The sequence below is a fragment of the Paracoccus salipaludis genome, from assembly GCF_002287065.1.
In the GTDB taxonomy this organism is placed as follows: Bacteria; Pseudomonadota; Alphaproteobacteria; order Rhodobacterales; family Rhodobacteraceae; genus Paracoccus; species Paracoccus salipaludis.
Genome location: NZ_NSJZ01000044.1, coordinates 1 through 4,535 on the forward strand (window position 1 = coordinate 1; position 4,535 = coordinate 4,535).

Annotated in this window: 4 protein-coding genes and 3 pseudogenes; 2 read left to right on the plus strand and 5 right to left on the minus strand. The window is 66.2% G+C overall.

All coding sequences use genetic code 11. The annotated features are described in order from the left end of the window. From CK240_RS17085 to CK240_RS19370, 3 genes and pseudogenes are all read right to left on the minus strand, one after another. Positions 1–545 (minus strand): annotated as a pseudogene (locus CK240_RS17085) (IS5 family transposase); the annotation flags it as partial. Positions 546–625: 80 nt separating this feature from the next. Continuing rightward, complete coding sequence (locus CK240_RS19365) at positions 626–940, minus strand: ABC-2 transporter permease (protein ID WP_240517548.1); 315 nt, start codon at positions 938–940, stop codon at positions 626–628. Beyond that, positions 913–1,512: an ABC transporter permease gene (locus CK240_RS19370; protein WP_240517549.1), complete on the minus strand. Its 600-nt coding sequence runs from the start codon at positions 1,510–1,512 to the stop codon at positions 913–915. Before CK240_RS19370 ends, CK240_RS19365 begins: the two co-directional genes overlap by 28 nt. A gap of 701 nt (positions 1,513–2,213) precedes the next feature. Between CK240_RS19370 and CK240_RS17095 the strand changes: the two genes are divergently transcribed. Both CK240_RS17095 and CK240_RS19495 read left to right on the plus strand, forming a co-directional pair. Then, on the plus strand, positions 2,214–3,296 hold the full coding sequence (locus CK240_RS17095; RefSeq protein WP_240517550.1) for a KpsE/RkpR family capsule polysaccharide export protein: 1,083 nt from the start codon (positions 2,214–2,216) through the stop codon (positions 3,294–3,296). A 10-nt stretch (positions 3,297–3,306) separates the two neighbouring features. Continuing rightward, positions 3,307–3,657, plus strand: a pseudogene (locus tag CK240_RS19495) (ATP-binding cassette domain-containing protein); the annotation flags it as partial. Here the strand turns inward: CK240_RS19495 and CK240_RS17105 are convergent. Beyond that, a pseudogene (locus tag CK240_RS17105) lies at positions 3,602–4,228 on the minus strand (IS5 family transposase); the annotation flags it as partial. The pseudogenes CK240_RS19495 and CK240_RS17105 overlap by 56 nt on opposite strands. Before the next feature lie 60 nt (positions 4,229–4,288). Beyond that, positions 4,289–4,535 (minus strand): integrase core domain-containing protein (locus CK240_RS17110; protein ID WP_167650080.1); only part of this gene is annotated, 247 nt, incomplete at its 5' end.

Sequence of the window (4,535 nt, forward strand, 5' to 3'; positions counted from 1 at the left end):
AATAGCCTCTCGGAGCCAGTCTGCATCATAGCCCCGATCCGCAACCAGCCAATCGGCCTTGGGCAAGCTGCCCAGCAGAGCCGCCGCACCGGTGTAGTCGCTGACCTGTCCAGCCGACATGAAGAACCGGATCGGTCGGCCTTTTGCATCGGTGACGGCGTGCAACTTGGTGTTCATGCCACCCTTGGTGCGCCCGCTCTGCCGCCCGCGCCCCCTTTTTTCGCACGCAGGCTGGACGCCGTGCGATGCGCTTTCAGGTAGGTCGCATCGATCATGATCGTCTTGCTCTCGGCACTCTCAGCGGCCAGGCCCCTCATGATCCGGGCGAAGACACCATTGTCGCTCCAGCGCTTCCAACGATTATACAGCGTCTTCGCCGGACCATATTCCCTCGGGGCGTCGCACCATCGTAACCCATTGCGGTTGACGAAGATTATGCCGCTGAGCACACGTCGATCGTCAACGCGAGGCTTGCCATGGCTTTTGGGAAAGAACGGCCGCAAGCGTGCCATCTGCGCATCGCTCAGCCAGAAAAGGTTGCTCATGAATCAGGTCTCCTTGCGAAGCCTGAATCATGGCGAGCGCTCAGAAACAATGGGTCTGGAGCCTAAGCAGCTGACTTGGTTCAGCCCAGTTCCAGCAGGTCGCGGTAGCGCCGCCACATCAGCAGCAGCCCGGACACCAGGGTCAGCAGCGACACCGCGATGACATAGCTCTCGCTGACATAGTCGGCGGGATAGACCACATAGATCCCCCGCCGCATCAGACCGACCAGGTGCAGGACGGGGTTCCACCACAGGACATCCTGCACGACCTTGGGCATCAGCTCGTAGGTGTAGAAGATGCCCGACATCAGGAACAGCGGGCGGCTGAGAATCGACCAGGCCCGCTCCCACACCGGAAAGCGCATCATCAGGAAATCGACCAGGCCCGCTCCCACACCGGAAAGCGCATCATCAGGAAGCAGTTCATCGTGCCGACACCTGCGCCCAGCAACGTAGCCAACCCCAGTGCGTGCAGCACCGTGCCTACGTTCATCACCAGCGGGATGCCCTGGATCAGGGCGATCCCGCCGATCAGGACGGTGAAGACGATGACATGCAGCACGGTGTTCAGGACCAGCCGCGCGATCAGCGCATCGACAAAGGTCACGGCCGGATAGGCCAGCAGCGGGCGCGAAAAGCGCAGGCTTTGCGCGGTCTTGTTGGAAATGTCGTGATACATCTGGAACGGCAGATAGCCCGACGCGTAGAACAGCGGAAAGCTGGACCCCAGCAGCGGGTTGGTGTTGCCCATCGCATGCTGGAAGACCAGCGTCAGCAGGGCAATTCCCAGGATCGGATCGGCCAGCGCCCAAACATACCCGCCGGGCGAGCGGCCATAGGTCGTGGCGATCTCGCGCAGGATCAGGGCGGCCACGGTGCGCACCATGCGGAACAGCCCGTTCGGCGCACGGCGCGGACGGGCGGGCGGGGCGGGCCTTTGCGGCGGCTGGAGCGTGCTGTCGGACATTTTACTGCTGAGGCTAGCATTCGCTGGGACGGCTCTGTAACAACTGCCGGTAAATTGGAAGCAGCGAAAGCCCAGATGGCCAGCGATCGTCCCCAAGCCGCGCCCCAGGCACAGCCGCCGGGCCAGGGTCGCCCTGGGCCGGCTTCGCAACCCGCGCCACCCAACGGCCCGGCCTGGCCGGGCGCACCGGGGCGGCCAATCCTTCCGCCGGCGGCCCGGCCAACGCGGCGCCTGCCCGGCCCGCAGCCCCTGCTGCGCCGGAACCCGCGCCCGCCGCGCCGCAAGGGGCGGCACCTGCCCAGCCTGCCACCCCGCGGCCCGCGGGGGCCGGACCTGCCAACCCCGCTGTTGCAGGCCAGGCGCCCGGAAATCCGGCCGCCGCGCCCCGGCCGAACCCCGCATCCGCCGGCCCTGCATCCGCCGGCCCCGCTCCTCAGCCCACGCCCGGCCGTCTGATTCCCGCCGATGCCGTCACCGCCGCGGCGGCGACGCGGGCCGCGGCGGCGCGTCCGGCCGGGGCGCCCGCACAGCCGCCGGCGGCGGCGGGCCAGGCTGCGCAGGTTCCCGCGCAGGCACGTCCTGCCACGCCTCCCGCCGCGCGGCCCGCCTCTCCGCCGCCGCCCGCCCTTCCGCCGGGCGCAGGCGCCTTCCAGCCGGTGGCCGAGCCTGCCCCCGTCGCGCGACCGCGCCGCCGGCATTGGGTGCTGCTTGTCAGCCTGTTCCTTCTGGTGATCCTGCCCACCGCGCTGTGGGGCGTCTACCTGTGGACGCGGGCCACCGACCAGTTCTCCTCGACCGTGGGCTTCTCGGTCCGCCGCGAGGAGGGCGTGCCCTCGATGGACATGTTCGGGGGCATCTTTGGCGGCTCGTCCTCGGGCACGGCCTCGGACACCGACATCCTTTACGAATTCATCCGCTCGCCCGACCTCGTCCAGCGGACGGACGAGGCGCTGGACATCCGGGCGATGTTCTCGCGCCCCTGGCCGCACGACTTCGTCTTCGCCTTCGATCCCCAGGGCACGATCGAGGACCTGACCGAATACTGGCGCCGCCAGGTGCGCATCTACTACGACGACTCGGCCGGGATCATCACCGTCAAGGTCAGCGCGTTCTCGCCCGAGGATGCCAAGGCCATCGCCGACACCATCTTCACCGAAAGCGAGAAGGTGGTGAACGGGCTGTCGGAACAGGCCCGGCTTGACGCCACCCGCCAGGCCGAGGCCGAACTGGAAAAGGCCCGGGGCGTGCTGACCGAGGCGCGGCAGGCGATGACCGGCTTCCGCGTGCGCACCCGCATCGTGGACCCGACGATCGACCTCGGGGCGCAGATGACCGTGATGACCTCGCTGCAAGGCCAGCTGGCCGAGGCGCAGGTCGCGCTGGACCAGCTGCGCCAGAACGCCCGCTCCGGCGACCAGCGCATCAAGCAGGCGGAACTGCGCGTCGAGTCGCTGGAAAAGCAGATCGAGCAGGAACGCGACAAGTTCGGCGGCGACACCCCCGAGGGCGAGAACTACGCCCAGCTGATGGGCGAATACGAGCGCCTGAAGGTCGATCTGGAATTCGCCGAGGGCGCGCACCAGTCGGCGCGGGTCGCCTATGAATCGGCGCTGGCCACCGCTCAGCGGCAGACGCGCTATCTTGCCGCCCATATCACGCCCGCGGTGGCGCAGCGCTCGCTGGAACCGGCACGGCCCTGGCTGCTGGTCCTGGGTGCGGGGCTGGCCTTCGTGCTGTGGTCGATCCTGATCCTGGTCTATTACAGCGTACGGGACCGGCGCTGAGGCGGCGGGAATGATCCGGCTCGAGAACCTGACCAAGATCTACTACACCGAGGGGCGGCGGAAGCTGGTCGCGGACCGGATGAACGCGGTCTTCCCGACCGGCGCGTCGGTGGGGCTGCTGGGGCGCAACGGCGCGGGGAAATCGACGCTGCTGCGCATGATCGCGGGCACGGCGCTGCCGACCTCGGGGCGGATCGTCTCGGACGGCACGATTTCCTGGCCGGTCGGTTTTTCCGGCAGCTTCCACCCGGACCTGACGGGGACGCAGAACGTCCGCTTCGTCGCGCGCATCTACGGCGTCGATACCGACGCGCTGGTCGATTACGTGGACGATTTCGCGGAACTCGGCGCCAGCTATCACGCGCTTCCATGATCTTGCGGATGTTGTCAGAGTCGTAGCCGTGGTCTGCGAGCAGAACGCTTGGCTCGGGCAGGTTGTCAGCTATGACCAGATCAAAGCCGAGGTAGTGCGATGTCTCCTCAGCCGTGATTTCGGTTCTCATGGGCAGGCCTGCCGCATTGACCCGCAGATGGATCTTGGTCGTGAAGCCACCTCGCGAGCGGCCGAAACCTTGGCGCGGAGTCCCCCTTTTGCGCCTGCTGCCTGATGATGGGTACGAACCACGGTGCTGTCGATCATCTGCAGGGCATCCGGCACGATCCGGCTCTCGTTGAGCGCATCTAGGATCTGCTCCCACAGCCCCGCCAATGTCCACCGCCGGAACTGCCGGTAGACGAACAACCATTTGGCCCTACTCTTCCGGCAGGTTACGCCAGGGCGAACCCGTTCGTGCGATACAGAAATCCCCATCTAGAACAAGCCGATGGTTCAGCGGCTTGCGGCCGTTCGGAGAACGGACAGCCAGGATGAAGCGTTCAAAGAACGCCCACTCGTCGTCCGACATCAGGTCTCGTGCCACGCTGGTCTCCATTGCAGAGGGCAGCTTCAATCATGATCAGCACGCCCGGTGAATCCCTTTTGTCAACACGGCCTAGGTGTTCAGTCCCGGCATCTGGTGGATCGGATTTAGGATGAATCTGTCTGGCTCGGATGTCCAGATCTTGCAGATGTATTCATACGGTGTGAGCCCGCCGAGGGTCTTGAGCCGGCGGGCGAAGTTGTAGGCTGCCATGAAGTCTGACAGGTGGGTGCGGAGCTGGTCGTGATCGTCGTAATGGAAGCGTTTGACGGTCGCGTCCTTGATCGTGCGGTTCATTCGCTCGACCTGGCCGTTGGTC